We start from the raw sequence: 23,381 nt of genomic DNA, 5'->3' as shown, positions 1-23,381 counted from the left end.
GACTAGTGCCCGATGACCATCCGGTCCTTGCCCGGCGGTGGCCAGCCGTACACGGCAGAGGCCAGCTCCCTGTCCGTCCCGCAGATGCCCAGAGCCAGCCCTTGGACGAGCAGCTCACCCGTGCCCGGCTTGGGATCGGGCACCTCCTGAACCTCCAGCGTCCTCTTCTTGCCTGGCGCAAACGTCAGCGCACGCATCTGGCATCACCCCCGGGACTGGTCCTTACCCCCGATCTTCAGGGGAATAGTAAGGCGACAGCCATGACACGGTGATCAACGCCTTGCGGCGCATTTCTCCCAGCCGCAGGGCGCCGAGGCGATTTCACCACGGGGCACAACCCCTCGGTCGACAAGGTTGTCGCGGCCGCGATCCGGGAAGGTGTGGCATCAGCTCGGCAGGACGACATAGCCATCCAGAACGTCCATGGTTGGCCGGCCGGGGTCGATCGGTCGGAACGGCAGCCGCTGTGAAGGCATGTGCACTTGGCCGAAAGCGACTTGACCAGTGCTTGGATGGGTCTGCTGTCAAGCCGGGAGTGTCCCGCCCACCAGCCCTTCCATCAGGCTCTTCTGTTGGGTGTCGCTTGGGTCCGGCTTTACGGTTCGGTCCGAGGTGGCTGATAACCGACAGCGCAAACCGGGACAGTTCGCTCTCGTGATCGGCCCGCCGATGTGCCGGACGCGTGCCGAAGAGCATGTGACGAGCATGAACCCGGCCATCTTCACCTTGCAGAAGGCGGTCGAGAATCGAGAAAGTGCAGGTCAGGTGGGGTGTAGGGTGGTAGGGCGCCCGGGGCTCGAACCCGGAACCTACGGATTAAAAGTCCGGAGCTTTATTTTCGCATGCCAGAGTGTGCCGTGTTCTGTCGCACGGGTTCAGAAAGTGCCAGCGCAAATGTATCGAATCTGGACATAGATGCACGTAGCGATTGCAGCGATTTTTCCGTGTATGTCGCGATCTAAAATCGTGTGCTGCTGTTGGTTGCCCGGGCTGCTCGGTTCGGAATCCGATGCCGGTTTGACCAAGAGTTGGCCTATCGCGTTGTCCTGACTCGGCCTTTCTAGCCGGTATTTAGATAAGTGACAGGGATGATTCGCCCGCGAGATCGGGGCGTCTGATGGTGACTGCACAGTCCAGCCACTTCATCGAATCTCGATGCCATACCTTCCGCGCCGGCCGGGGCTGCCGCCATGCGATCAGCGCGGGGCCCTCCGAGGGAGGCCGGCGTCCTGCGACCGAGACATGCACCAGCACACCCACGCCCGGCCAGAGCGTGCGCCGGGATATGTGACCAGCGGATATCGCTTGACGCGGGCGGTGAAGGTGGGCGTCGATACCGACCGTCCCGGCCAACCGGTGCCCCGACCGTCCCGCTGCAGCCCGCCCACGGGCCTGTGCGGGCCGACAGGGGCCACCATCCGGCCGGGGCACGGCACACCCCACCCAGGGGCCGCCGGACGGTGACCCGCGCGGCAATGGGCCCGGTGAGCACGGCCGCCGGTGGCGTTTCGCTTCGGCGGTACCGCATCTACGGCGCTCGGTGCGGCGGGGCGGGGTGGGCCGCAGGAAGTGCGGCGCCGAGCAAGCGGCGACGCGAGGTCAGCGAACAAGCGGAAAGGCGCGACAGCGACGATGAACGGAACCACCTTCAAGACATGTTCCTGCCGGGACGATGCGACGGGGAGGAGGCTGGGCAAGGCCTGTCCGAAGCTGCGCCGCGCGGGCGGCGGGGAGCGGTGGAGCAGCACCCACGGGCGGTGGGCCTACCAGTTGGAGTTGCCCGCGCACGCCGATGGGAGGCGGCGTAATCCGCTGCGCCGCCGGGGCTTTGCCACGCTGGAGGAGGTCGAGGCCGAGCTGGAGCAGGCCCGGGCGCTGCTGGCGCTGGATGAGGACCCGCATATCCAGCGGAAGATCACCGAGCTGATGCTGTCGGTGCTCAAGGACACCAAGGCGCTGCCGCCGATCGAAGAAGTACGGCGGAAGGTCCGCACTCATCAGGACCTCAACCCCACCGTCACGGTCGCCGAATGGATGGCCGAGTTCCTGCGCCGCAAGCGGAAGATCGACGCCACCACCCGCCGCTCCTACGAGGCGCACATCCGCCTGTACTTCACCCCCTACCTCGGCGACATCCGGCTGGACCGGCTACGGGTGTCCGATGTCGCGGGCATGTTCGATGCGATCGAGGAGTTCAACGACGTCATCACCACCGCCCGCGCCAGCGGCGATCCCGAGGAGCGAGCCAAGGTGCGGTACCGGCGGCCGGTTGGCCCGGCCACCATGCACCGCATCCGCGCCACCCTGCGGCACGCACTCAACATCGCGATCAAGCAGGACCGGCTGATCGACTTCAACCCCGCCGCAGTCGTCGAACTCCCCGACGCCGCACGCCCCAAGGCACTGGTGTGGACCGACGAACGGGTCGCCGCCTGGAACCGCGACCTGCAGCACCGGCTCGACGTCGAGCAGCGGCGGCGCGGGGCCCGGCTCAGCCGCGCCCGCATGATCAACGTGTACGCGTCCGTGCCGCGACCGTCGCCGGTGATGGTGTGGACGCCCTCACACACCTTCGCCTTCCTCGCCCACGCGGCCACGCACCGGCTGTCCGCCCTGTACAGGTTGATCGCTTTGCGTGGGCTGCGCCGGGGCGAGGCCGTCGGGCTGCGCTGGAAGGACGTCGACCTGAACGCCGGGACCGCAGGAGTGCACTGGCAGATCACCCAACTGGGCTGGGAGCCGGTGCAGGGCAGACCGAAGACTGAGGCCAGCGACCGCACCATCGCCCTGGATGAGGACACCGTCACCGCGCTGCGCGCGCACCGCAAGCGCCAAGCCGCCGAGCGGCTGGCCGCGGGCGAGGCATGGACGGACAGCGGGTTCGTCTTCACCGACGAGCTCGGCCGACCGCTGCATCCACAACAGGTCAGCGACCACTTCTACCAGCTGGCCTTCCAAGTGGGGCTGCCGCCGGTGCGGCTGCACGACCTCCGCCATGGCGCCGCCTCACTCATGCTCGCCGCCGGGGTCGACCTGAAGGTCGTGCAGGAGACCCTCGGCCACGTCTCGTCCACCTTCACCCGCGACACCTACACCAGCGTCTACCCGGAGGTGGCCCGGGCTGCGGCGGAATCCACCGCTGCCCTCGTCAACACCGCAGCCGGGGGAGCTCAGGTAGCCCGGCTGATCACGCTGCCGCCCCAGATCGGCGACGCCACCACCTGAACCATCGCACCCAGCAGGCCCGCCGATCCTCCGGCGGGCCTGCGTCTTTGTCCCGGCAATCGCGTAGACGGTGCAGTAAATCGATCCCGGGACTGCGCTGTGAACGGGCCGAGAGGTTCGCTGTGAGAAGCAGCGAATCTTTTATTTGTTGGACACGAGCGGCTTGGTGGGCAAGAAAAGCCGACTTGGACAGGTTTGACCGCATATAAGACCAGCACTGACCGGCGACGCCATGCAGACCGTCTGGCTTGATCTTCTGGTGACCGTCGCTGGGGTCTGAACTGACGGTGGCGATCTAAATGATCTATCGCGATACACGGTCCGTACACAAGAGCAACCACCGAGCCAGCCATGATCAACAACGGCCGCCGCCCGTGCGCGGTCCCTCCCGGGTGACCAGCTTGCCCAGGGACGGCCCCCGTACGTATTTGCTGACCAGGTACGCCGCCCCGCCGGCGATCCCGGCGTCGATGACCCGCGCCTTGCAGAACGCCGCCACGGACCGGGCGATCTCGCTCTTGCGCAGGAACCGCTGCAGGGCCTCGGTTTCGGCGGCCGTCCGGGCGTGCAGCGTTTTGACGACCATCCGCTCGCCCGAGGGCGCCTCACCCAGGTAGACGATGCTCTGCCCGCCCACGCCCAGCACCCGGTCAGCCGGTAGTCGCCGATCCGCCGGGGCTGCTGTCGGCAACATCAGTGCCGGCCGGTGGATTGTCTGTCAGTTCATGGATTCAACACGTTTGTACCGCTCGCGGTACGAGCAGCATCGCCCCGTGCCGGCGGTTCATGGGCGACTACGGATTTTCCCGAACTCTGTAGGCAACCTCGTCGCCGGAGACGTCGTAGCGTCCATCGTCTCCACATGAGACGGCGGTACCCGAATCGGTAGATAACCGCGATCTCCATCCGGGCGACGATCTGGTCAACGTCTTGTGAGCCTGCATCACCGAGAATCATGCCGGCGGCCGTCGTCACGGGTGGTGTTTGCCAAGCGGCTACGCATGCGGGTGAGACGCGGGCGCTGAGCTCTACGAGGCAGGAATCGAAGACCTTACTAACGGCTTGGCTTTCGGCGGCGACCCAGGCTTTGGACTCGGCCAGTTGTTCTTGAAGGCTGTGGCCGTGGTTGGCAAGTGCCGTCAGCGTGCTGGGCTCGTCATCGGTTCGTCGGCGGATTCGGTAGGGGTATTCGGCCCAGGCTACGAGGCAGCGGATCACCTGGGCGTAACGGTCACGCCGGATCGCGGCGTTGGCCTTGGCGTTACCCAGGAGGGTGCCGAGCACTCCGGCGAGTACGCTTGAGCCGAGAATGGCCAGGCCGACCGAGAGTAAGGCTGACTGCTCGGTGGCCTGGCCGGGGGCTAAGTGCGTGATCAGCAGCGTCGGACCCATCGGTGTTGTTCCCTCCGCATCTGTGGCGTGCGAATACGGTGGGGCTTGGCATCGCCGTCACCGTGTGGGGCATCTTCGCACGGCCAGACGTTGGTGCGCCGCCATGCCTCCTCGAGCATCAGGTGCCGATGGATCAAGGTGATGAGCGGCTCCAGGCCGTCCTCGGGCAGCCAGCGCAGTGCAGGATCGTCTCGGTTGTACTGCAGGCACAGATCGGCGGGCTGGGCGTTGCGGTGTTTGAAGCGGCGTCTGGAGCTTGATCTCGGGTAAACGTGGATGCGATCGCCGGGCGGAATGATCACCAACCGCACGCGCTCGGTCGGATAGCCGTCGCGGGCGAGGGCGGGCAGGGGCATCAGGGTCAGTTCGAGCAGGGCGGCACCCCGCCAACCGCTGCGGCCGGTGGCCTCCGCCACGCCGTACAGGTCGGCGTGGCGGAGGAGGTATTCAGCTGCCTCGGCAGGATCGATGAGTGCCTCGGTTACCGAGTACGCCATGACCTCGCCGGTCTGTTCGGCTGCGCCCCGCGCCGGGAGGAGACGGCGCGGCCGGTCGAGGTGATGCTGCCTGCCGTCAGCGCGGCCAGCGCCTGGGCGGAGGTCTGCGCAGACGGCGCCGGGAACGGGTCGCCGAAAACCGAGTGCCAGATCTCGATGGCGGCCTCGTGCTCGCCGTCAGCGGCCAGGCTGAGGGCCTCGCGGCCGCGTGCCGCCGCCGTCGCGAAGGCTTTGCTGTAGGTCGTCCGGTCGGACGGCGTCCATTCCTCGGCCAGGTCGTCGACCCCGGTGGGGTCCATCACCTTGCCCATCACCGCGGTGGCCGCGTGCTCGAAGAAGGCCACCATGGCGGCCGCGTGCGCCATCTTCTTGGTGATCGCGGCGTAGCAGAGCGACTCGATGACCAGCCCGCACAAGCCCTGCAGTTCGGGCTTGTCCCCCTTGAACGACTTGCCCATGCGCACCTGGTGAACGAACACGCCGCCCGTCGCCTTGTTCCGGTCAGCCACTATCCGGCGCAGCGTACGGGTGTTGGACCTCTCCCAGCGGTCGAGTTCACGGTCGGCGATGAACACGTCTTCGCCGCCGTTGGCGTCGGCGAAGGCCGGGACCAAGTCGATGGTGAAAATGCAGTCGGGGAAGGTGATCTGCAAGGCGTGGGCGGGCTTGTCGTCAACGTCGAAGCGCGCATCCGGCCAGTGCTTCTCAATTTCACGGCGGAGCCGGGCCATCGCCGCTGCGGGCCCGCCCTTGCCTGTGCCGAACCATGCCTTACGGAATTCTTCACTCAAGACGATGACCATGTCGACGTCCTTCAACGGCTTGAGCATGGTCTTGCGGGCGAAGCTGCCCTGCAGAAAGGTGGAGGCGGCGATGCCCGCTCTTGTGAGCACTTCGGTGATCTCCTGGTGCCGCTGCATCGCCTTGTCCCGTACGGCGGTGTCGAGGTTGAGCGCGGTGTCGAAGATCCCGAAGGCCGCCGGGGTCGATGTCGGATTCATGTTCGTGTTGCGTGTCCTGTTCCGCCGACGTGTGATGCGAGGTGAGCGTCGTCGGCGTTGGCGCGGCACCTGGGGAGACCCGTACGATCGGCCTCACACCAGGAACAGACGACCTAATTGGCCTCTCGCCGCACGCTGGACAGAGAAATCTCAGGAGCATTCGGAGCAGGATGCTGATCCCGCGGTGAACATCGAGGCGGGCAGGCGCTGGAAGCAGCGCGAGCAGGTTTGTTCGCTGACCCGGGGAGGGCACTGGCATCTCTGGCACTCGGGGCAGCGCGGGCGTGCGCAGGTCCTGCATGGGGCCTCGAACGAGGTGAATTCGTGGCCGCATTCGGTGTGTTCGCACACCCAGCCGGGGGCCACCGGTCCAGTGGCGGGGGAGGGAGTCGCGAAGTTCAGCCACGGCGCGCGGTCGGTGACCGCCACCAGCAGGAGGTAGCCGCCCATCGGTACGACTTGTGCGTGCAGTTCATCGCCTTGGATGCCGTCGCGGTAGCGCACCCGGGTGCGTCCAGCGGCGCGTCCGGAGCCGGCCAAGGCTTCGCGCACGGTGCCGATGTCGCTCTGCACACTGCCCCGGGCAATCGGCGGGAGACCGACAGCGGAGGCGAAGGACACCTTGCCTTCCTCGTCGAGGAGCACGATGTGGCCCGGGCTCGAGAGGCGTTGTGCTGCCCGGACACAGGCGGCGGCTCTTGAGGCGATTGACGCTTGCCAGAGATCCACGATCTGATCGGCGGTCGGGCCGCGCGTCCCGATGAATCGGTCGACCAGCGAGGCAGGCAGGAGGATTTCGGCGGCGAAGGCGTCGCACGCCGCGTCTTCCAGAGCGATTCCGCCGTCGGGCTGATCCAACAGCACGCCCGTCAGCGTGGGCTGGTCCTGTTGAAGATGGTGACCGAACTCGTGCAGCACGGTGAAGGCCCGGCGGCCGGCGCTGGCGGAGACGGCCACGCCCAGGATGGGCGGCACCGCATCATGGATGTACACCCCCGCCACACTGCACCTCGCGTTGCCCGAACGGGCAGCGGTTTCGACCTCGGGCACCAGTCGCACCTCAAGATCGGTGAAGGTCGATAAGGTGGCGAAGGGGTCGGCGCCGAGCCGTGCGGCCGCTCCGGGGGACAGTTGCTCCAGCACGCGCGTCATTGCCGCCACCTGGGCGATGATCAGCTCACGAAGCACGAGCGGCATTCAGTTCTCCAGCGTCACCTGAAAGTAGCGGTCGATCTGTTCCTCCCACGCAGGGGCCTGAGACTGGCCGGTCTGGCGCGCGGCTTGCGCGTTTACCCCGTATATCGCTGCTAGCCAAGCGCTGTGCTCGCTGATGCCTCGTTTCCACGCCAGTCGCAGGACTTGTGCGCGGCGACGTGGTCTGCTCATCTGCACCACCAGCCCTGCAGGAGGCGAGGCGTTGGCCTCTAACACCGCCTCTTCGGTGATGCCCAGCAGCGGCGCCAGCGCCCGCGCCTCCGTATCGTCTACGGCGACTTGTCCCCGCCGCAGCGCCAGCGCCCGCTGTGGTGAGATGCCCATCGCGTCGATCAACCGTTGCGGGCTGAGGGAGGCCGCAGCCATCAGCCGAGCGAGATCTCCAGACCCTGAGGGGGCCCACTTGGCTTCGGTGAACTCATGCATCGCGTCCTTAAGCCTGGCCCGTACTGCATGTCGGGGATCGGCCGCGCTGACCGGGTCACTGCCGCACCGAGCGCCTCCGGCGATCGCGTCGGTCTCCCACCCGGACCGCGATACGTCCACGGCGACGGTTCCGATCTGATGGTCAAGGACATGCATGGGAAGGCGGCGCGCTAGATCCGTCCAGACCGCCAGCGTAACGGCGAGAGAGGTTTGATCAGAGGTCAATACGAGTGTCCGTGCGTCGGCGACGCGGTCATCCAGCATGATCGGCATGGCGACGACCGAAACGTCCGTCTCCGTGATCAGCAGCAGTTCGACGATCTCACCCCAACGAGCCCGCCACAACTGGGCTGGGGCAGGATCACCGGGCTCGGCTCGCACCGCTGCGCGGACCTCGTCGGATATTCGAACCGCGCTGACCGCGGCCACGAGCCGACCCAGTCCCTGCTCTCCATCTCGTCCCACCGACGACATGCTGCTCCTCCGCTCGACCTGGCGCCACTTCTGTCGTTATTGACAGACGACCTAATCCGGGTCGTCGAGTCCGCCACACAGCTCCACCAACGCCAGCACCACCCTGTCATGGTCGGCGTCATCCACCGTAGCCAGGCGCAACTGCTCGATGAGCGCATCACCAATCACACCAGCCCTGGCCTGCCCAGTTCCGAGCGCCTCCTTCCACCGACCCCGCCTGCCCAGGAGCAGTACCAGTCGGCGTTCCTGCGGCGACAGTAGCGTGTACAGCTCACGCGCCCGCACGTTGACATCGACCACGTCCACGCCGTCAGGCTGATCGAGTTGATCCTCGAAGGACACGAAGCTCGGCTCGCGAAGCAACCGAAAGCGCTCCTGCAGCACCCGAGCAAGATCCTCAAGACGGACAGCCCCCTGAGCCGACTCCAGGATCGCCTCGGCCACCGTCAGCAAGGCGTCCCTAGTCACACGGGGAGTCATGCCGGCATGGTTCCACCGAGTGATTTCCACACCCCGCACGCCGAAAGCGGCGCGCTCCAAGGCGTCAAGGTCGCCCTGCCAGATCCGAACCGGCCCGCTGGCCAGCATCCACCGATCGCCGTCAACGGGTTGGAACCGCTCGCCGCCTTCGAAGAGCGTCTGCAGCCTTCGCCGCAATTGGCCCCGTGCGGTGCCCTTGGCCTGGTCCTTGAGGAAGTTCTCGATCGTGGCCAGCAGTAGCCGTTCCAGGGACGGTCCATCTGTAGCCCGAAGGTAGCAATTGAGAAGGAACCTGTGTCCCTGTCCGGGATGGTCGCGCTCTTCCCGTGCGAACATGTCGGCGAGCAGGTGGTCGACGGCATCGTCACTCCAACCGCTGTGGCCCTCGGGCGGCGGGAAGTTGGTACGTGCAGATCGCGTACATTGCCGTCCCAACTGCTGCAGAAGCGTCACGCTCGCCGGACCTGGCTGCCCCTCGCTCAGCTCTACCAGGGCAGCTTCGGCAATCGTGCCGGTTGCCAGCTCGCCAGACGCCATGGTCGCCTCGTCATCGTCGTAGGTGTGCGAACCCGTAGCTCACAGGACGCGTAACGGCAGGCGAGGAACGGATGCTTCAACGGCAGAGTCCAGGCATGCCAACCACAACTTGTAGAGGGTCGTGCTGGTGGCCCTACTACATATTGTGGTTCAAGGCTAGAAGTGCGGCCGCAGGTGTGCAATCACAGGCGGTGATTATCCGAGAAGTGCCTGCTCATGCCCTTGGCATCGCAAAGCTCGGGCGTGTCGCGGCGTCTTCGCGTGGCGCATGGGTCGCGTCGGGGCGGGCTCGGCTTCGGCGCTGGTGCATGGCGCGTCTGTGCTGACAGCTGGGACGCGCGCAACGTAGCCCCCGGCAGTCGTCGCCGTCGAAGCTGCGGCTGTTGTCTATGGCCGGGTGCCCTGGCGGGCGGGCTCTGCTGGCATTGGCGAGCCAGCGGACGGAAAATCTGCTTGGTTGGGAGGTGGCGCTCGGCGCGAGGTTCGCTGAGTGCAAGATCTGAACGTCCGTGTACTACGGCTTGAGGGGGAAGCCGTTGGGGCATTCCGGCTTGGTCTTCCATTGATGGTCCGCGAGGTCTGTTGTGACGTTAGCGGTCTAAATGATCTACCGCGATACACGGTCCGTACACAAGAGCAACCACCGAGCAACCAACCATGATCAACAACGAGGCTCAAGGCCGACGAGGACCGAGAAACCCCAGGTCGAACGCGGTATTGGTGAGTAGGGCGGGTGGGACTTGAACCCACGACCCACGGATTATGAGTCGGCTCGATTGGTGCCGCTCAGTGCCGCGGAGTGCTGTTTTGTATTGCCGTGGCAGGAATTATCCCCGTCGTCGTGTCGGTCTGTGCTGACGTGTGCCGTGCTGTATCGCGTACACGCGAGCAACCACCGAGCAACCATGCGTTCTTGACCATCGGCACTTTGTGTCATTTGTTCCCCATCTCGGCGCGGCTGTCTGGGGCCAGGCTCGCGTGGTGAGCTCGAACTTCACGGCGGGTCGAACGTGTGCGAGCAACCACCGAGCAGCCATCGCCTGGTCATTTGCGTCCGCAGGCAGGATGGCTCGCAGTAGACCTCGGATGCGATGCATGGTCTGCCTGACGTGCATGGACGTGATTTTCGGCAGGCGCAGAGCGCGCTTGGCGACTTCCCCGGCCTTGCCGATTTTAGCCTTGCGCTTGTCAGCTTACGGAGTTAACCTGACAGCAATAAGGTGACACCTGTAAGGGCAAGCGGGGTCGGCAACGCCTGCTGGAGCGTCACCAGGGAGGGCCGAAGGAACATGAAAATCACCGTTGACGAAGCGAAATGCTGTGGCGCGGGCCAGTGCGTGCTGGTCGCACCGGAGGTGTTCGACCAGCGGGACGAGGACGGCATCGTGATCCTGCTGGACGCCGAACCCCCGGCGGAGCAGCACTCCCTCGCGCGGGAGGCGGCGCAGGTGTGCCCGGCCGCGGCGATCCTCATTGAGGAACACTGACGTGAAGGCCGCTGAAGGGCTTCGCCGGCTCGTCGTGGTCGGCGGTTCGGCCGCTGGGCTGGCGGTGGTCGAGGAGGTACGGCGTCGCGGCTTCAGCGGCGAGGTGACGCTGGTCGACGCAGAGCCGGGGTTGCCCTATGACCGTCCGCCCCTGTCGAAACAACTGCTGGCGGGTGAGTGGGAGGTCGAACGGCTGCTGCTGCGCCCGCAAGAGCAGTGGGACTCCCTCCAGGTCACTCACCTGCCCGGCACCGCCGTCGTGCGACTGGAGCCGGCCGCCGGCAAGGTGTGTCTGGCCGATGGCAAGGAGATCCACTACGACGCGCTGGTCATCGCCACCGGCGCGCAGGCGGTGCATCCGTCGTTCCTGGGCGCGGGCCTGTCCGGTGTCCAGGTGCTGCGCAACCTGCCGTACGCCCTGCGGCTGCGTAAGGCGCTCGGCAGGGGCGGGCGGCTGGTCGTCGTGGGCGCCGGATTCGTCGGCGCGGAGGCGGCCGCGGTCGCCAGGGGGATGGGAGTGCCGGTGACGATGGTCGACCCGCTCCCACTCCCCATGGTCAACGTCCTGGGCGAGGAGGTGGCCGGCCTGCTGCAGGCCCGTCACCACGCCGCCGGGGTGGACCTGCGTTGCGGCAAGGGGGTCACCGAGGTGCTGGCGGCGGACGGTCGGGCCGTCGGGGTCGTCCTCGACGACGGTGCCGTGGTCGAGGCGTCCACGGTGTTGATCGCGGTCGGCGCCCGGCCCGTGGTGGACTGGCTGAGAGGATCCGGGGTGCCGCTGGGCAGCCGGGAGCGGGACGGCGTCGAAGGGGTGCTGTGTGACGCCCGCGGCCGGGCCGGCGACCGTGTCTGGGCCGCCGGCGACGTGGCCGCCTGGCTGGATCCCGTGACCGGGCGCCACTTGCGCAGTGAGCACCGGCTCGCGGCCACCGAGCAGGGCCGCGCGGTCGGTGCGGCGTTGATGGGCGCTGAGCCGGCCCCGGCCACACTGCCCTACTTCTGGTCCGACCAGTACGACCTGAAGTTGCAGTCCTATGGCTCCACCGGACGGCAGATGGCCTTCACGGCCGTGGAGGGCTCCCTGCAGGAAGGCCGGTTCGTCGGCGTCTACGGCCACCGCGACGCCGACGGACGACCGCGCCAGGTCGACGGGGTGCTGGGCAACGGCATGGCCCGGGCCCTGCGCACCTGGCGGCAGGCCGTACTCGACCGAGCCCCCTGGCCCGCATCTGCATCCGCAGCGGCGGTTCCCACCGCCGCGGCGTCAACTCTTTGATCAAGGAAGGCGACATGACGACCACCACGCCCGAGACCACCTCCGCCGGGGAAGCACCGTTCTTCCCGGCTCCGCGCAGCTGCCCCTTCAGCGAACCGCCGCAGTACGCCGACTTCCGCGAGACCGGCGGCCTGCACAAGGTCACCATCTGGGACGGCTCCCAGCACTGGCTCGCCACCCGGCACGAGGACATCCGCGCCGTGCTGTCCAGCCCCTCCTTCAGCGCGGACGTGCGCAACCTCGCTTTCCCGCTGGTCCACTCCAACCAGCGCGAGCATGAAGGCGGCATGTTCCTGCGGCTGGACGACCCCGAGCACGCCCGCTTGCGGCAGATGCTCACCAAGGAGTTCAGCGTCAAGCGCACCCAGGCGATGCGCGAGAAACTGCTGGAGTTCACCGATGAGCTGATCGACGCGATGCTTGCCAAGGGCGGACCGGTCGATCTCATCCAGGACTTCTGCCTGCCGATGCCCTCCCGCGCCATCTGCATCATCCTGGGCGTCCCCTACGAGGACCACGAGATGTTCCAGCAGCACGCCAATGCGGGGACCGACCTGGACGTCAGCCATGAGGAGCGCGCGCGTACCCAGCGTGAGGCATTCGAGTACTACACGTCTTTGGTCGAGCGCAAGCGCCGGGAACCGGCCGATGACATGGTCAGCCGACTGCTGGCCGATCACACCGGCCCGGACGGGTTCGCGCCGGAGATGATGCCCGTCCTGGTCAGTATCCTGGTCGGCGCCGGGCACGAGACCACCGCGAACATGCTCGGCCTGGGCACCGTGGCATTGCTGCTCAACCCCGACCAGCGCGATCGGTTGCGGGAGCACCCCGAGCTGGCGCCCAGCGCCGCCGAAGAGATGCTGCGTTACTGGAGCATCGTCTCCACCGATCCGCGGCGGGTGGCGACGGAGGACGTGGAGATCGGCGGGCAACTCGTCCGCAAGGGTGAGGGCGTCATCGTCTCGCTGATCGCCGGGAACCGCGATCCCCGCGCCTTCGGCACCGGCGAGGGTGAGTGCCCCGCCGACAAGCTCGACATCGGACGCGGCGCCCGCCACCACGTGGCCTTCGGTTTCGGCTCCCACCAGTGCCTGGGGCAGAACCTGGCGCGGGTGGAGATGCAGGTGGCCTGGCCGCGGCTGTTCGAGCGCATTCCCGGCCTGCGGCTGGCCGTCGCCCAGGACCAGCTTCCCTTCAAGAAGAACTCCATCGTCTACGGGCTCAAGTCCCTTCCGGTGACCTGGTGAGCAGCATGCCGAGCCGCCCGGAGTTCGAGATCGGCGGGCACGCCGACGGCCGCGGCGAGCGGATGGCGGGCAAGGCCGCCCTGGTTACGGGTGCCGGCAGCTCGGGTGACTTCCTGGGCACCGGGGCCGCCACGGCGATCTTGCTGGCCGCCCAGGGCGCCACCGTCGGCGTCGTCGACATCAGCGACGAGCGCGCCGAACACACCCGCAAGCGCATCGAGGCCGCAGGCGGCCAGGCCGTCGCACTCACTGCGGACATCACCGACGAGCAGGCCGCGCGTATCGCGGTGGACGACTTCACCCACCGAGCCGGACACCTGGACGTGGTGGTCAACAACGCCGGCATCAGCGGCGAGGGCAATATCACCGGGACCACCCGCGCGGGCTGGGACCGAGTTTTCGCCCTGAACGTCACCGCGGCCATGCAGGTGGCTCGCGCCGCCCATCCCCATCTGGTCCGCAGCAGCGGCGGCTCCGTCGTCAACATCTCCTCGATCGCGGCGTTGCGCGGTTTCGGCAGCGGCGCGTACGCGGCCAGCAAGGGCGCGCTGCAGTCGATGACCGTTGACCTCGCCTACAGCTGGGGACCGGACAACATCCGGGTCAACTGCCTGGTTCCCGGTCACCTGCACACCCCCATCGGAGACCACGGCGGCGAGGAGGGCCGGCGGATCCGCCGCGCGGCCAACCTGCTGGGTGTCGAGGGCACCGCCTGGGACCTGGCCTGGGCGGTTCTCTTCCTGGCCAGTGCGGAATCCCGGTGGATCACCGGCACCGTACTGCCCGTCGACGCGGGCACCACCACAGCCACCGTGCTGGCCATGCTCCCCCGGATAGCCGGTTCCCAGGGAAAGGACAACAATGAGTAGCAGCGCGTCAGGGAACCGCAGGGCCGCCGGCGAGCAGGTCGTGCGGGAGATGTTCGGCGAGACGTTCCTCACCGAGAACATGGCCGCGGTCGCGGACGGTGACGGCTCCGGAGCCGTGGTGGCCCGGCTTGCGCTGGAGCAGTGTTTCGGCGAGATATGGGCGCGGCCAAGCCTGGACCGGCGCAGCCGGAGCCTGGTCACCCTCGGCGTGCTCATGGCCCAGGGTCATCAGTGGGAGATCCGCAACCACGTGCTGGGCGGCCTCTCCAACGGGCTGACCCCAGAGGAGATTCTGGAAGCCGTCATCCAGACCATCCCCTACATCGGCCTCCCCGCCGCCGGCCAGGCCATGGCCTCCGCGACTCAGGCCCTCAAGGAGGCCTAGCCGCCGTTTTCGCGGATTCCCGGACACGACCGGGAATCCGCGAAGCAAGGAAAACGCAGGAGAATGAACACATGAGCCAGGACACCAGCACCACGACCACACGCCGGCGCAACCCCCGCGGCCAAGGGGACCGGCTACGCGCGGAAATCCTGGCGGCCGTCGCACGACTGCTCGATCGGGAGCTCACCGACACCGCCCTCCCGGTGTCCCTCCGCGAGGTCGCACGCGAGGTCGGCATCGCCGCCCAGAGCCTCTACCTGCACTTCGCCGACAAAGACCAACTCGCTCAGGCCGTCGCCGAGGACGGCTACCAGCGGGTCGTCGCCGCCATGCGCGACGCCGACTCCCAGGCGGCCACTCGCGGAGCCGACGCTGGCGAACGCCTCCGCGTCCAGGCCAACGCCTTCTGCGACTTCGCCCGCGCCGAACGCGGTGTCACCCGCCTGATGTTCGGTCACGACTCCTCACGGTTCGCTCAGCCCACCGAGGTCCATCCGGCCCGGCAGCTGTGGCAACAATGGCTGGACGCCATCCACGCGTGCGAGGAGGAGGGAATGCACTGGCCGGACGGCGCCGAACACATCGCCATGCTCGTATGGTCCGCGATCTTCGGCCGCTTCGCCCTGTGGACCTCCGCCTTCGGACAGCACGATCCGCAGGACCTCACCAACTTCGTCGAGCGCATGGTCAGCACCGTACTGCGTGACGCACATGGGTGAGTGAAGCGTGGACGACCGAGTCGGCGGCCGGCCGTCGGGCCGAGAGTGGACAGCGCTGCCAGCCCTGCCATCAGCGATGGTCGTCACGCCCACGATGACCGACCCAGCCATGCTGTCCATGGCCCTGCACCTGCGCGAGCAGGACCTCATTCTTCCCGAGATCGCCGTCCGCCTCGTCATCACCCAGGGCGCCAAGAAAGGCAGGCGCCCGTTGCGCAGGCCGTTGCCGTTGTCCCAGCGCAACTGCCAGTGCTCGCCGTCCTTGTCCAGGCAGTCGGTCTCCAGTTGGGCGATCTCATAGGGGAGGCGGACGGTGCTTGACCGTCAGCTGGATCCAGCAGCTGAAATCCCGGGCGGCAGCGGTCCTGGCTGCGGCCGCTGAGACGATGAACGCAACGCTGGTAGCCAGCGGGGTGAGCGCAGACGACGCCAGGCAGATCACCTGGAGCGTGCAGCACCCGTTCGAGGTGCGGGGAGGTCGGCTGTATGGCCGATTGCCGATCCTTGATGGCCGTATCAGAGCCGCACCTGACCGAGTCCGAAAGATCATCGATCAGGTTTTCGCGGGCCTGCTGCCTCATGAATTGCCACCTCGCGAGTTCCGTGAAGGTGTCGCGATCGTCTACGAGATCGAGGGCGTCGTTGATGGGATGACGGTGGGCGTGTGGGGTGTATTGAAGGACGACTACCGCGACCTGTAGTTCATCGGGTTCTGGCGACCCTGGCGGCGATCAGGTCCATGGCGATCCCTCGTCGATAGGATCGCGTCGTGACCGGGCGGAAAGGCCGATGGTCGAAGGCTGACCAAGACGGCGGCATCGAGGACGCGGCCCTGCTTATCTTGGAGTGGCTCGCCGAGCAGGGTGTCAATGCAATGCTCAGGGTTGATGCCGAACGGCTGGCAGAGGGTCAGCATTCCTGGACCTTCGCGGCGAGCGGCGGTCCGTTGGAGGCGGGCATGCGTGCCGACGGCGCGAGCGCCGCGCTGTGTCTGTCGATGGCAGTCGCCCGACTCCGCGAGCTCGGCTTGATCGTGCCGTATTGATCGCGAATCACGTCTGTGCCCTGGGCGGGGGCAGGCCTGGCATGCCGAGATGGATTGGGGCGACTTTGGCGAGTCGGCGGGTCTGGTCTCGTTTCTGCCGGAGGAAGGTGAGAGTGAGGTCGATGCCTTCGATCTCACCGAGCCAGCCCTCGGCTTCGGCCCGGGCCCGGCGGGCTAGGAGGTCCACTTCAATCTCATCGAGTCGGGGCAGCATCCTCAGGTTTATGTTGATCATGGGACATCTCAGGCAGGCGTGTTCATGCTGGCAAGAGGTTGCGTAGGGGCGGGCGCATCCTCCCAGTTCGACTTTGCGCTGGTCGAAGTGCTGTTCAAAATCGAGCCACTCCTCCTTGTCGATCGGGCGATATTCGTCGAGTGGTCGAGTCTGGCGGCGGCGGTCGAGGAACCCTTGGTAGTGGCGAACGACGTCCTCGTTGAACACAGCCTCTGGCGACGTCAGGTATTCCAACGGTCCGAATGCCTCTGTCTGGTGGCGGTCATGATGCGATCGAGTAGGGGCGGACTCCAGTGGGTTCCGTAGGCGGCCTGGAGTTGAGGGAGTTGCCAGTCGTTGCCGGTCACGGTGCCGCGGCAGAGGGGTTTGCCGCAGTGGCAGGTCATCGACCAGGTTTTAACGCCCGTGTGGGTGGCGTAGTCGATGGCCAGTTCTTCGCCGGGGTTGATGTCGCGGCGGGCGATCACGGTGGTCGCGTCGGTCGCGTCGCGGTGCCAGAGGTTGGGGTCGCACGAATGGTTGCCGTAGCGCACCGGATGGGCGGGGTCGAGAAGCAGGTGCAGTCCTTCCTCGACGGTCAGGCTGCTGTAGGGCGGTGCGAGAGAGGCCAAGGTCTCATCGTTGATCAGCTTTCCGCCGAGTCGCATGACGACCTCGTCCTCAAGGATCCGTTCGATGGCGAACAGTCCGATCCCCTGGATAGATGAGGGCTTGGTCTCGGCGCTTGGCGTGAGCCAGCATTCAGTCGCGTAAAAGGTGCTCATCGTGGCTGTGTTCTCCTCCAGATGTGCGGTCACTGTGGGGCTCGGCGGCTGACTTCGGCCGCGTAGGCGGTCCAGTCGCCAGCGGAGGCGCGTTGCCAGGTGACGGCCACCGTGATGTGGATGCCGAGCATGCGGGCCAGGACGGCGGCGGGCAGGTGCGCCGTCCGGCCACTGGGCTCGGGCGCGCTGCTGCTGCTCGATGATGAGGTGCACGAGTGCCTCGCGCTTCATCTTGTGGTTGAAGTAGCGCAGGTAGGGAGCTTGGTCGCGGTCGAAGCGCTCCGCCGGTCCCGGCGGCCGCCTCGCGGACGGCCGAGCGCAACTCGGCCATGAGGCCGCCTCGGCCCACGAGCGGAACGTGATCCACGTGGGCGCCAACATCTCTCCGATCTGTGCGCATTCCCTCCGCGAGCGCCGGCCTCTCACGGGTCAGGCCCACCAGCCTCCGACGACCTCGACTCCCTCGCTCTCGAAGGCGTTGTGCCACACCGGGTCACGCAGCAGCCGCGCCTCCCACGTCCGCACGATGCCGTCCGGTCCCGTGACCGCGTCCTCGCGGGAGGGGTGCAGGAACAGCTCGCTCGTGCCCTCGGGAAGGGCCGCGAGCCGACGGAGGTAGTCGTCGCGCAGCCGCTCGTAGGCGCCGAGATCGTGTGCGCCGCGCCGGTTGGTCGCGATCGTCTGCGGGATGGACACGCCGAGCGCGTCGGCGAGGGCGACGGCGCGCTCGTGCGCTGCCGCGAGCTGCGGGGGGAGCGGGCCGCCGAAGTACGGCTCCGGGTCACGGGGCAGCCGGAAGGCGAGGCCGTGGCGCGCACACCACTCGAGCGTCTCGGCGAGCCACGATCTGCCGTGCAGGCCGTACAGGGTGCCGGCGTGGGAGTCGGCCGCCTCAGGCGTGGAGCCATGCTCGCGCATCCAGTGCAGCTGTGCGTCGGCCTCCCGCATGACCTCCCGGGCCTCGCCGCGGGCTCCGAGAACCCACGGATTGTCACTGAGTGTCCCGTCCGGGTCGACGAGGCTCTCCGCGCCGTTGAGGGGCCGCCAGCGCGGGAGCCCGCGCTCGCTCGTGAGCGTCACGTGCAGCCGCGGCACGACGCCGAGCTCCCGGACCCGGTTCGCGGCTTGCTCCGCAGTCGGCGAGACGCAGATGAGCGTCGTCGCGCTGACATGTCCCTCGGCGAGCAGTGCCGCGATGACCTCGGTCGTCCCGGGCTCACGGCCGAGGTCGTCGGCCGTGATCACGACGCGGCGGGTCATCGGGGACGCTCCGCGTCCCGCTCGTCCACAGGCCCGGAGGGCTGTGGCTGGAGCGGGACCGAGACGAGTCGCGCCGCGACCGCGCCGATCGTCGTCAGCACGAACGGATACACGCATAAATACACCCGGAACGCGAGCCCGGGGTCGGTGCCGGGGTCGTCGCCCGAGTTGTAGCCGAAGAACACGCCCAGCGACGTGAGCGCGAGACCGGTCACGATCCCGTTCAGCCGGGCGAAGAAGCCGAACGCGGACAGGAAGAGCCCTTCGCGGTGCTCCCCGTTGTGCGCGGCGTCGGCGTCCAGCACCCGCGCGACGATGAGGTCGTTCGTCGCGAGCATTCCCGACCACCCGGCCCCGACCAGCACCCCCGCGGCGATCGCGGTGGCGAGGTCGGTGGCGAAGAACAGGGCCGCGAAGCTTGCCGCGAGAACCGCGAAGGCCAGCCGCCAGGTCCACAGGGCGCCGCGGCGGGCGACGACGCGCGTCCACCCGACGAGGCCGCCCGCCGCGACGAGGATGACGATGCCCTGAAGGTAGAGCGCGTTCCCGACCGGGAGCCCGAGCGAGTAGCGGACGTACAGCTGGATGCCCGCGAGCACGAGCGCCATGGCGATCCCGTAACAGGCGCCGGTGAGCCCGACCGTCCAGAACATCGGGCTGCGCACGATCGACCACACGCTGGGCAGCAGCCGCGGCCGCTCGCGCGTGGAGTAGCGGGGACTCTCGCGCGCGCCGAGCGCCATGAACACGATCACGACGAGCGCGACGGCTCCATAGATGATCGCTGTGATCTGGAAGCCCCGGGTGGATTCTTCGGTGCCGAACACGCCCGTCGTGAGCAACGGGGTCACCGCGAGCGAGATCACCAGTGCCACGAGCTGGAAGCCCTGGCGCAGACCGTTGGCCACGGCGCGGTCGCGCTCCCTCGGGTACAGCTCGGGGAGCAGCGCGCCGTAGTTCGCGTTGAGCATCGAGTCGAAGGCCTCGCAAAGGATCGCGAAAACCGCGAACCAGAGCACGAGGCCGGCGCCCCGCAGCGAGGTCGGCGCGGAGAAGAACCCGATCATGCAGGCCGCCAGCATCGGCGCGCCCACGAGCAGCCACGGCCGGCGCCGGCCGAACCGGCTCCGCGTGCGGTCGGAGAGGTGGCCGAGCAGCGGGTTGTCGAGCGCGTCGATGACCGCGTAGATCACCATGACCGCACCGTAGGCGCGTACGTCGAGCCCGAGGATGTCGACGTAGAAGAGGATCATCGACCCTTTGATCATGTTGATCGGGATGGAGGTGCCGAACATCCCGATGGCGTAGCGCCACGTGGGGGTCCGCCCCTGGGCCGGGGCCGTACCTGGCTGGGCCACTCGATCACCTCCTGCGCGCGCATAAGAAGATGCAGACAAATGGCCCATCGTGTCAATGGCCAAGAACGCGCGTCGGCCGACGGGGGTGGGCCTAGACGAGGCGGGTGATCTGCCCGGTGTCGAGCGAGTAGTACGCACCCACGATCTTGAGCCGACCGCGGGCGATGCGCGGGGCGAGCAGCTTGCCGGCCTTCAGCCTGGCCACGGCCTGGACGGTGTTGATCCTGATCATCTTGTCCACGTCGCCGCGGGCGCTCTTGTAGGCGGGGCGGAGGGCCTCGACGATGCGCTGGAGGTCGCCGGGCAGCGCGGTGTCCTCATGCAGCGCGTGCGCGGCGGCCGTCACCGCCCCGCAGCGCTGGTGGCCGAGCACCACGATCAGGGGCGTGCCCAGTTCGACCGGCCCGTACTCGACGGCGCCCGACACGAGGGGGTCGAGCGTCTGCGCGGCGCTGCGCACGCCGAGCAGGTCGCCGAGCCCCGCGTCGAAGACCAGTTCCGGAGCCACCCGGGAGTCAATGCAGGAGACGACCACCGCGTACGGCTCCTGCCGCCGGCTGACCTCGGCCCGCCTGGCGAGGTCCTGACGGGGGTGGATCGCGGCATCGGCGGCCCAGCGCCGGTTGCCCTCCCGCAGCTCGGCCCAGGCCTGGTCGGGGGCGGCGGGCCGGCGGGCGAGCCCGGCGAGGCCGTGTGCCGCCCCGCCGTCTAAGAGCAGTCCGCCGGACACCAGCCCGGCGACTCCCAACATGGTGCGGCGATTCATGATCTTCTGTGTCATGGATGCAGTATGCAGTATGCTGACTTCGTTGGCGAGGAGAGGTCAGACCTGCTCGGGTCGGACGTGGTCCTCGTCGAAGATGTCGGCGGCCGAGAGCACGATGCGCGGGTCGGGCTCGCCGATGATCTCGTGGTCCTTGCCCTCGTAGTCGAAGAGGCTGAGCGCGTGACGCATGGCCTCCAGCCGGGCGCGCTTCTTGTCGTTGCTCTTGATGACCGTCCAGGGCGCGGACTCGGTGTCGGTGTGCAGGAACATGTCCTCCTTGGCCTGGGTGTAGTCGTCCCACCTGCGCAGCGAGGCCAGGTCCATCGGCGACAGCTTCCACTGCCGGACCGGATCCACCTGCCGGATGATGAACCGGGTGCGCTGCTCGGCGCGCGAGACCGAGAACCAGAGCTTGACCAGGTGCAGGCCCGACTCCACCAGCAGGCTCTCCAGGCGCGGCACCTGCTCGACGAACTCCAGGTACTCCTCCTCGCTGCAGAACCCCATGACCCGCTCGACGCCGGCCCGGTTGTACCAGGAGCGGTCGAACAGGACGATCTCTCCCTTGGAGGGCAGGTGAGCGATGTAGCGCTGGAAGTGCCACTGGCCGGATTCGCGCTCACTGGGCTTCTCCAGCGCGACGACGGTCGCCCCGCGGGGGTTGAGGTGCTCCATGAAACGCTTGATGGTGCCGCCCTTGCCCGCAGCGTCGCGCCCTTCGAAGAGCACCACCAGGCGGCGCCCGGTGTCCTTGATCCAGTACTGCAGCTTGACCAGTTCGATCTGCAGCAGCCGCTTTTCGCGCGCGTAGCGATCGCGGGGCAGGCGGGAGTCGTACGGGTAATGCTGGCGCCAGGTGTCGACCGGCCGGCCGTCGGAGCGCATCAGCACCGGCTCGTCGTCGTCCTGATCGTCCACCCACAGGCCGGAGGTCGTGTCGAGCAGCTCGTCCGGCTCGCGGTACGGGCTGCTCATCTGGCCGCCATGAGGTGGATCACCGCGGCGACCCCGACGACGGCCGGCAATAAGGTGCTCGCATCCATGCCCCGTCCCTTGACCAGGGGCCGCGAATTAATCCCCCACCCCTGGAAATTCACCTGTCGGCCGCCGGGGCGATGCGAGCGACATTGTTTGAGTTTGCCGCGGCCAAGCTGGGCAGGGGATTCGTTTCCCCTGTTTCCCGTCGCCACGGAGGAAGGGATATGTCGCAGCACACCGAGATCGAGCGTAAATACGACGTCGACGGCGGCGCAGGTCTCGTCATCGGGCACATCACCGGCCCGGACGCGCCGGTGGTGGCGGACGAGCCCCGTACCTGGCGGCTGGTGGCCGACTACGTCGACACCCCGGCGCTGACGCTGGCCGCGCACGGCATCACGCTGCGCCGCCGCGAAGGCGGCCAGGACGAGGGCTGGCACCTCAAGCTGCCCGCGGCCAAGAGTGCCCGGCGCGAGGTGCGTGGGCCGCTGGGCGCCGGGGTCCACCACGTGCCCGCCCGGCTGGCCAGGCTCATCGCCGCGCACGTCAGAGGCCAGGAGCTGGTGCCCGTCGCCACCGTGGAGCCCGACCGCACGACGTGCCGGCTGCGCGACCGCGACGGCCGGGTGGTCGCGGAGCTCGCCGATGACAGGGTGGTCGGCCGCCGCCTGGGCGGGGAGGCGCCGAGCTCGGAGTCCTGGCACGAGGTGGAGATCGAGCTGGTCGAAGGCACGCCGGACCTGCTGGACGCGCTCGAGCCGGCCCTGCACGCGGCCGGTGCCGTGCCCGCCGCGGGCCCGTCCAAGCTGCACCGCGTCCTGGGGGACGATCTCGCCCGGCCGCCGAGGCGCGCCGCCCGGACCGCGGGCGAGGTCGTGACGGACTACCTGGAGCGGCAGCGCGACCAGCTGCTCACCTATGACCCGCTGGTCCGGCTGGCCGACCACGACGACGACTCGGTGCACAAGATGCGCGTGGCCGTCCGTCGCGTCCGCAGCCTCCTGCGTACGCACGCCCGCCTGCTGGACCCCGCTCCGACGCGAGCGCTGGACGCCGAGCTGAAGTGGCTGGCCGACAAGCTCGGCGACGTCCGCGACCTGGAGGTGCTCAACGCCCGCTTCGACCGCGGGCTCACCGGCGAGCCGGCACCCGGGAGCACGCCGGGCTGGCCGCGCGAACTGGCCGCCCGGGAGCGCAAGGCCCGGCAGGCGCTGAAGCGCACGCTGTCGACTCCGCGCTACTTCGCCCTGCTGGCCGCGCTCGACGCCTTCATCGCCGACCCGCCCTTCACCGGCAGGGCCGGGAAGAAGGCCCGTCGCCAGTCGGCCCGTCTGGTGGCCAGGAGCTGGTGCAAGGCCTTGGACAAGTACGCCCACGCCGAGCGCCTGCCGGACGGCGAGGAGCGCGACCGGGCCCTGCACTCCACCCGCAAAGCGGCGAAACGGGCCCGCTACACCGCCGAAGCCGCGGCGCCCGCGCTCGGCAAGCCGGCGGCCAAGCTCGCCGCACGCGCCGAGGATCTGCAGGAGACGCTCGGCCGCCACCAGGACGCGGTCGTTGCCAGGCAGCGGCTCATGGAGATCGCCGCCGAGCCGGACCTGTCCACTGCCGACGCCTTCACCCTCGGCCTCCTGCTGGGCGCCGAACGCCGCGCGGCGGCCGAGGCGGTGCGCGATCTCAGACCTGCCCGCAGGCACGCCGCCAAGAGCGCCGTGCACTTGCGCGCGATGAAAGCCTGAAAG

Annotated in this window: 25 protein-coding genes; 11 read left to right on the top strand and 14 right to left on the bottom strand. The window is 68.0% G+C overall.

What is annotated here, in order from left to right; genetic code table 11:
- Positions 1 to 2: 2 nt before the first annotated feature.
- Positions 3 to 197, bottom strand: a complete 195-nt coding sequence (locus ACIBI9_RS59460; RefSeq protein ID WP_397236611.1) for a hypothetical protein — start codon at positions 195 to 197, stop codon at positions 3 to 5.
- 1,435 nt (positions 198 to 1,632) lie between these two features.
- Between ACIBI9_RS59460 and xerC the strand changes: the two genes are divergently transcribed.
- Positions 1,633 to 3,225, top strand: coding sequence for a tyrosine recombinase XerC (xerC, locus tag ACIBI9_RS59455; protein ID WP_397236609.1), 1,593 nt, complete (start codon positions 1,633 to 1,635; stop codon positions 3,223 to 3,225).
- 355 nt (positions 3,226 to 3,580) lie between these two features.
- Here xerC and ACIBI9_RS59450 read toward each other — a convergent pair whose 3' ends face one another.
- From ACIBI9_RS59450 to ACIBI9_RS59420, 7 genes are all read right to left on the bottom strand, one after another.
- Positions 3,581 to 3,862 (bottom strand): hypothetical protein, encoded by a 282-nt coding sequence (locus ACIBI9_RS59450; RefSeq protein ID WP_397236607.1) that lies wholly within the window; start codon positions 3,860 to 3,862, stop codon positions 3,581 to 3,583.
- 86 nt (positions 3,863 to 3,948) lie between these two features.
- The gene (locus ACIBI9_RS59445; RefSeq protein ID WP_397236605.1) at positions 3,949 to 4,617 is read right to left on the bottom strand and encodes a hypothetical protein; all 669 of its coding nucleotides are present in this window, start codon (positions 4,615 to 4,617) and stop codon (positions 3,949 to 3,951) included.
- Positions 4,599 to 5,114 carry a hypothetical protein gene (locus ACIBI9_RS59440; RefSeq protein ID WP_397236603.1) on the bottom strand — a complete coding sequence of 172 codons (516 nt, stop codon included), beginning with the start codon at positions 5,112 to 5,114 and terminating at the stop codon, positions 4,599 to 4,601. Before ACIBI9_RS59440 ends, ACIBI9_RS59445 begins: the two co-directional genes overlap by 19 nt.
- Complete coding sequence (locus ACIBI9_RS59435) at positions 5,099 to 6,184, bottom strand: hypothetical protein (RefSeq protein WP_397236601.1); 1,086 nt, start codon at positions 6,182 to 6,184, stop codon at positions 5,099 to 5,101. Before ACIBI9_RS59435 ends, ACIBI9_RS59440 begins: the two co-directional genes overlap by 16 nt.
- Positions 6,185 to 6,265: 81 nt before the next feature.
- Complete coding sequence (locus ACIBI9_RS59430; protein ID WP_397236599.1) at positions 6,266 to 7,312, bottom strand: ImmA/IrrE family metallo-endopeptidase; 1,047 nt, start codon at positions 7,310 to 7,312, stop codon at positions 6,266 to 6,268.
- Complete coding sequence (locus ACIBI9_RS59425; RefSeq protein WP_397236597.1) at positions 7,313 to 8,230, bottom strand: hypothetical protein; 918 nt, start codon at positions 8,228 to 8,230, stop codon at positions 7,313 to 7,315. It abuts the gene before it with no gap.
- Positions 8,231 to 8,281: 51 nt separating this feature from the next.
- Positions 8,282 to 9,247, bottom strand: a complete 966-nt coding sequence (locus tag ACIBI9_RS59420) for a hypothetical protein (RefSeq protein ID WP_397236595.1) — start codon at positions 9,245 to 9,247, stop codon at positions 8,282 to 8,284.
- Between the two features lie 1,289 nt (positions 9,248 to 10,536).
- On the opposite strand from ACIBI9_RS59420, the gene ACIBI9_RS59415 reads away from it, so the two are divergent.
- From ACIBI9_RS59415 to ACIBI9_RS59375, 9 genes are all read left to right on the top strand, one after another.
- The gene (locus tag ACIBI9_RS59415) at positions 10,537 to 10,734 is read left to right on the top strand and encodes a ferredoxin (protein WP_397236593.1); all 198 of its coding nucleotides are present in this window, start codon (positions 10,537 to 10,539) and stop codon (positions 10,732 to 10,734) included.
- Position 10,735: 1 nt separating this feature from the next.
- Positions 10,736 to 12,010, top strand: a complete 1,275-nt coding sequence (locus ACIBI9_RS59410) for an NAD(P)/FAD-dependent oxidoreductase (protein WP_397236591.1) — start codon at positions 10,736 to 10,738, stop codon at positions 12,008 to 12,010.
- A gap of 14 nt (positions 12,011 to 12,024) precedes the next feature.
- Positions 12,025 to 13,260: a cytochrome P450 gene (locus ACIBI9_RS59405; protein ID WP_397236589.1), complete on the top strand. Its 1,236-nt coding sequence runs from the start codon at positions 12,025 to 12,027 to the stop codon at positions 13,258 to 13,260.
- 5 nt (positions 13,261 to 13,265) lie between these two features.
- Positions 13,266 to 14,129 carry an SDR family NAD(P)-dependent oxidoreductase gene (locus ACIBI9_RS59400; RefSeq protein ID WP_397236654.1) on the top strand — a complete coding sequence of 288 codons (864 nt, stop codon included), beginning with the start codon at positions 13,266 to 13,268 and terminating at the stop codon, positions 14,127 to 14,129.
- Positions 14,122 to 14,514 carry a carboxymuconolactone decarboxylase family protein gene (locus ACIBI9_RS59395; RefSeq protein ID WP_397236587.1) on the top strand — a complete coding sequence of 131 codons (393 nt, stop codon included), beginning with the start codon at positions 14,122 to 14,124 and terminating at the stop codon, positions 14,512 to 14,514. The genes ACIBI9_RS59400 and ACIBI9_RS59395 overlap by 8 nt, the downstream gene beginning before the upstream one ends.
- A 71-nt stretch (positions 14,515 to 14,585) precedes the next feature.
- On the top strand, positions 14,586 to 15,233 hold the full coding sequence (locus ACIBI9_RS59390) for a TetR/AcrR family transcriptional regulator (protein WP_397236585.1): 648 nt from the start codon (positions 14,586 to 14,588) through the stop codon (positions 15,231 to 15,233).
- A 94-nt stretch (positions 15,234 to 15,327) separates the two neighbouring features.
- Positions 15,328 to 15,534, top strand: a complete 207-nt coding sequence (locus tag ACIBI9_RS59385) for a hypothetical protein (RefSeq protein WP_397236583.1) — start codon at positions 15,328 to 15,330, stop codon at positions 15,532 to 15,534.
- Between the two features lie 16 nt (positions 15,535 to 15,550).
- Positions 15,551 to 15,934 (top strand): hypothetical protein, encoded by a 384-nt coding sequence (locus tag ACIBI9_RS59380; protein WP_397236581.1) that lies wholly within the window; start codon positions 15,551 to 15,553, stop codon positions 15,932 to 15,934.
- Between the two features lie 68 nt (positions 15,935 to 16,002).
- Positions 16,003 to 16,278 carry a hypothetical protein gene (locus ACIBI9_RS59375; protein ID WP_397236580.1) on the top strand — a complete coding sequence of 92 codons (276 nt, stop codon included), beginning with the start codon at positions 16,003 to 16,005 and terminating at the stop codon, positions 16,276 to 16,278.
- A gap of 7 nt (positions 16,279 to 16,285) precedes the next feature.
- Here ACIBI9_RS59375 and ACIBI9_RS59370 read toward each other — a convergent pair whose 3' ends face one another.
- From ACIBI9_RS59370 to ppk2, 6 genes are all read right to left on the bottom strand, one after another.
- Positions 16,286 to 16,747, bottom strand: a complete 462-nt coding sequence (locus ACIBI9_RS59370) for a hypothetical protein (protein ID WP_397236578.1) — start codon at positions 16,745 to 16,747, stop codon at positions 16,286 to 16,288.
- Positions 16,735 to 17,277 (bottom strand): SET domain-containing protein, encoded by a 543-nt coding sequence (locus ACIBI9_RS59365; RefSeq protein ID WP_397236576.1) that lies wholly within the window; start codon positions 17,275 to 17,277, stop codon positions 16,735 to 16,737. Before ACIBI9_RS59365 ends, ACIBI9_RS59370 begins: the two co-directional genes overlap by 13 nt.
- A 429-nt stretch (positions 17,278 to 17,706) precedes the next feature.
- Positions 17,707 to 18,537 (bottom strand): carbohydrate deacetylase, encoded by an 831-nt coding sequence (locus tag ACIBI9_RS59360; protein ID WP_397236574.1) that lies wholly within the window; start codon positions 18,535 to 18,537, stop codon positions 17,707 to 17,709.
- Positions 18,534 to 19,832, bottom strand: a complete 1,299-nt coding sequence (locus ACIBI9_RS59355; protein ID WP_397236572.1) for an MFS transporter — start codon at positions 19,830 to 19,832, stop codon at positions 18,534 to 18,536. The genes ACIBI9_RS59360 and ACIBI9_RS59355 overlap by 4 nt, the downstream gene beginning before the upstream one ends.
- A 154-nt stretch (positions 19,833 to 19,986) precedes the next feature.
- The gene (locus tag ACIBI9_RS59350) at positions 19,987 to 20,676 is read right to left on the bottom strand and encodes a carbonic anhydrase (RefSeq protein WP_397236570.1); all 690 of its coding nucleotides are present in this window, start codon (positions 20,674 to 20,676) and stop codon (positions 19,987 to 19,989) included.
- Positions 20,677 to 20,718: 42 nt separating this feature from the next.
- Entirely contained in the window at positions 20,719 to 21,636 is a 918-nt protein-coding gene (gene ppk2, locus ACIBI9_RS59345) for a polyphosphate kinase 2 (protein ID WP_397236568.1), read from the bottom strand.
- A 227-nt stretch (positions 21,637 to 21,863) separates the two neighbouring features.
- On the opposite strand from ppk2, the gene ACIBI9_RS59340 reads away from it, so the two are divergent.
- Positions 21,864 to 23,378, top strand: a complete 1,515-nt coding sequence (locus ACIBI9_RS59340) for a CHAD domain-containing protein (protein ID WP_397236566.1) — start codon at positions 21,864 to 21,866, stop codon at positions 23,376 to 23,378.
- Positions 23,379 to 23,381 lie beyond the last annotated feature (3 nt).

The organism is Nonomuraea sp. NPDC050451 (assembly GCF_044458585.1).
Note: the sequence above shows the minus strand (reverse complement) of the source record. Positions and strands in the feature narration are given on the sequence as shown.

Excerpts from the sequence above, each read along its gene's own strand:
- ACIBI9_RS59460 (WP_397236611.1), bottom strand. The coding sequence starts at position 197 with ATGCGTGCGCTGACGTTTGCGCCAGGCAAGAAGAGGACGCTGGAGGTT.
- xerC (WP_397236609.1), top strand. The coding sequence starts at position 1,633 with ATGAACGGAACCACCTTCAAGACATGTTCCTGCCGGGACGATGCGACG.
- ACIBI9_RS59445 (WP_397236605.1), bottom strand. The coding sequence starts at position 4,617 with ATGGGTCCGACGCTGCTGATCACGCACTTAGCCCCCGGCCAGGCCACC.
- ACIBI9_RS59440 (WP_397236603.1), bottom strand. The coding sequence starts at position 5,114 with ATGGCGTACTCGGTAACCGAGGCACTCATCGATCCTGCCGAGGCAGCT.
- ACIBI9_RS59430 (WP_397236599.1), bottom strand. The coding sequence starts at position 7,312 with ATGCCGCTCGTGCTTCGTGAGCTGATCATCGCCCAGGTGGCGGCAATG.
- ACIBI9_RS59425 (WP_397236597.1), bottom strand. The coding sequence starts at position 8,230 with ATGTCGTCGGTGGGACGAGATGGAGAGCAGGGACTGGGTCGGCTCGTG.
- ACIBI9_RS59420 (WP_397236595.1), bottom strand. The coding sequence starts at position 9,247 with ATGGCGTCTGGCGAGCTGGCAACCGGCACGATTGCCGAAGCTGCCCTG.
- ACIBI9_RS59415 (WP_397236593.1), top strand. The coding sequence starts at position 10,537 with ATGAAAATCACCGTTGACGAAGCGAAATGCTGTGGCGCGGGCCAGTGC.
- ACIBI9_RS59405 (WP_397236589.1), top strand. The coding sequence starts at position 12,025 with ATGACGACCACCACGCCCGAGACCACCTCCGCCGGGGAAGCACCGTTC.
- ACIBI9_RS59400 (WP_397236654.1), top strand. The coding sequence starts at position 13,266 with ATGCCGAGCCGCCCGGAGTTCGAGATCGGCGGGCACGCCGACGGCCGC.
- ACIBI9_RS59395 (WP_397236587.1), top strand. The coding sequence starts at position 14,122 with ATGAGTAGCAGCGCGTCAGGGAACCGCAGGGCCGCCGGCGAGCAGGTC.
- ACIBI9_RS59390 (WP_397236585.1), top strand. The coding sequence starts at position 14,586 with ATGAGCCAGGACACCAGCACCACGACCACACGCCGGCGCAACCCCCGC.
- ACIBI9_RS59385 (WP_397236583.1), top strand. The coding sequence starts at position 15,328 with ATGACCGACCCAGCCATGCTGTCCATGGCCCTGCACCTGCGCGAGCAG.
- ACIBI9_RS59365 (WP_397236576.1), bottom strand. The coding sequence starts at position 17,277 with ATGAGCACCTTTTACGCGACTGAATGCTGGCTCACGCCAAGCGCCGAG.
- ACIBI9_RS59360 (WP_397236574.1), bottom strand. The coding sequence starts at position 18,537 with ATGACCCGCCGCGTCGTGATCACGGCCGACGACCTCGGCCGTGAGCCC.
- ACIBI9_RS59355 (WP_397236572.1), bottom strand. The coding sequence starts at position 19,832 with ATGTTCGGCACCTCCATCCCGATCAACATGATCAAAGGGTCGATGATC.
- ACIBI9_RS59350 (WP_397236570.1), bottom strand. The coding sequence starts at position 20,676 with ATGACACAGAAGATCATGAATCGCCGCACCATGTTGGGAGTCGCCGGG.
- ppk2 (WP_397236568.1), bottom strand. The coding sequence starts at position 21,636 with ATGAGCAGCCCGTACCGCGAGCCGGACGAGCTGCTCGACACGACCTCC.
- ACIBI9_RS59340 (WP_397236566.1), top strand. The coding sequence starts at position 21,864 with ATGTCGCAGCACACCGAGATCGAGCGTAAATACGACGTCGACGGCGGC.